Here is a 1,385-nt window from a genome sequence, read left to right as displayed (position 1 = left end):
TCCGCACCGATCCGCAGCTCCGCGTCACGGCGCAGCCGGTACGACTCCTGTATCGGCGGACCGACGACGGAGCCGCTCATGACGGTCGCCGACCGACCGGGTCCACGACGGTGGTCATCCCCACATCCTTCCCGCGCTCCCGGTGGGCCCGGGATCACCGGCTAGAAGAAGACGTTCAGCGGATTGGCCGACGTCTCGTCGACGGCCAGTGGGCTCCGGCCAAGGTGGGCCGGCACGTCCCACAGCCGGCCGGGACCGAGTCGACGCCAGAAGTGCCGCAGGCCCGGAACGACGACTTTCACCACCGCCAGATCGACGTCCGGTCGGGACTGGTCGACGACGATCACCTCCAGGCCGGCCTGCTCGGCCCGGCGTACGCACCACCGCACGTCGTCCCCGACGTCGCCGGTGGTCAGCGGCGGGTGGTCCGCCGCGGTGCGCGGCGGCCGGCTGGGATCCGGGGCCAGCCACTGCTGCTCGGCCACCCGCACGGTGCCGAACCAGCGCGCGGTGTCCGGGTCGTCGACCCCGTACCGGTTGCGCCCGGGGCCGGCGACGGCGGGCAGGAACTGGTTCACCTCGGTCAGCGCCCGAGTCAGCGCGACCCGCGCGTCCAGGTGCGCGCCGAAGCCGACCAGGACGTCCTCCGGCCCCCGGTCGACGCGACGGGACACCGCCGCGAACGTGGGTACGCCCAGGTCGGCGGTCAGGTCGAGGGCCCACAGTTCGCGGCCGAGGGCGGTGGCGTGATGGTCGACGCAGGCGGCCGTCCACGGGTCGGCGAACGAGGTCAGGTCCACCCCGGGCATCCGGGAGCGGTGGTACCACCACAGGGCCACGCTGTCTCGCTCCACGAGTTCGCAGAAGCCCTGCAGGATCGCGTCGGACAGGTTGCCGCCGGCCGCGCAGCCGTTCGAGTCGGCCGAGCACACCCCCAGCCCGGTCAGCTCCGGATGCCCGTACCAGCAGTGCGCTGCGGGCAGCTCGCGCGGTGTCTGACGGGTCAGCGACCAACCCGTGGTCCAGTCCAGCTCCACCTCGTCGGGCAGCGGGCGGGGAACACGGTGCAGGTGCCCCAGGTCGCGGTTGAGCCGCTCCCGGTCGGCGTACTGGCGTTCCGAGAACAGCAGCAGCTCCCGCAGGTGCACCGCGCGTTCCGGGCCGAGCTGCCGGTAGGTCGCCCGGTGTACGGGCCGGTCGCCGCGCCACACCCCGCAGTAGCGCTCCACCGCCTCCCCGAGCGCGCTCATCCGGGCCTGCAGGTCGGTCCGGCCCTTGCCGCCGCTCTGCCCGCGCAGGTTGCGGCGCAACGCAGCGAGCTGACGGGGCTGGGCGAAGTTGTGCCCGGCCGAGTAGGTGTGGGTGACGCCGTTGTCGGTCTCCTC

The 1,385-nt window shown here is 73.4% G+C and carries 1 protein-coding gene; it reads right to left on the bottom strand.

Annotation, left to right across the window (positions count from 1 at the left end):
* Positions 1-161 precede the first annotated feature (161 nt).
* Positions 162-1,385 (bottom strand): YcaO-like family protein (locus KBX53_RS32955; protein WP_210863761.1); only part of this gene is annotated, 1,224 nt, incomplete at its 5' end.

This window comes from Micromonospora sp. M51 (assembly GCF_018070305.1).
Lineage (GTDB): Bacteria > Actinomycetota > Actinomycetes > Mycobacteriales > Micromonosporaceae > Micromonospora > Micromonospora parva.
Note: the sequence above shows the minus strand (reverse complement) of the source record. Positions and strands in the feature narration are given on the sequence as shown.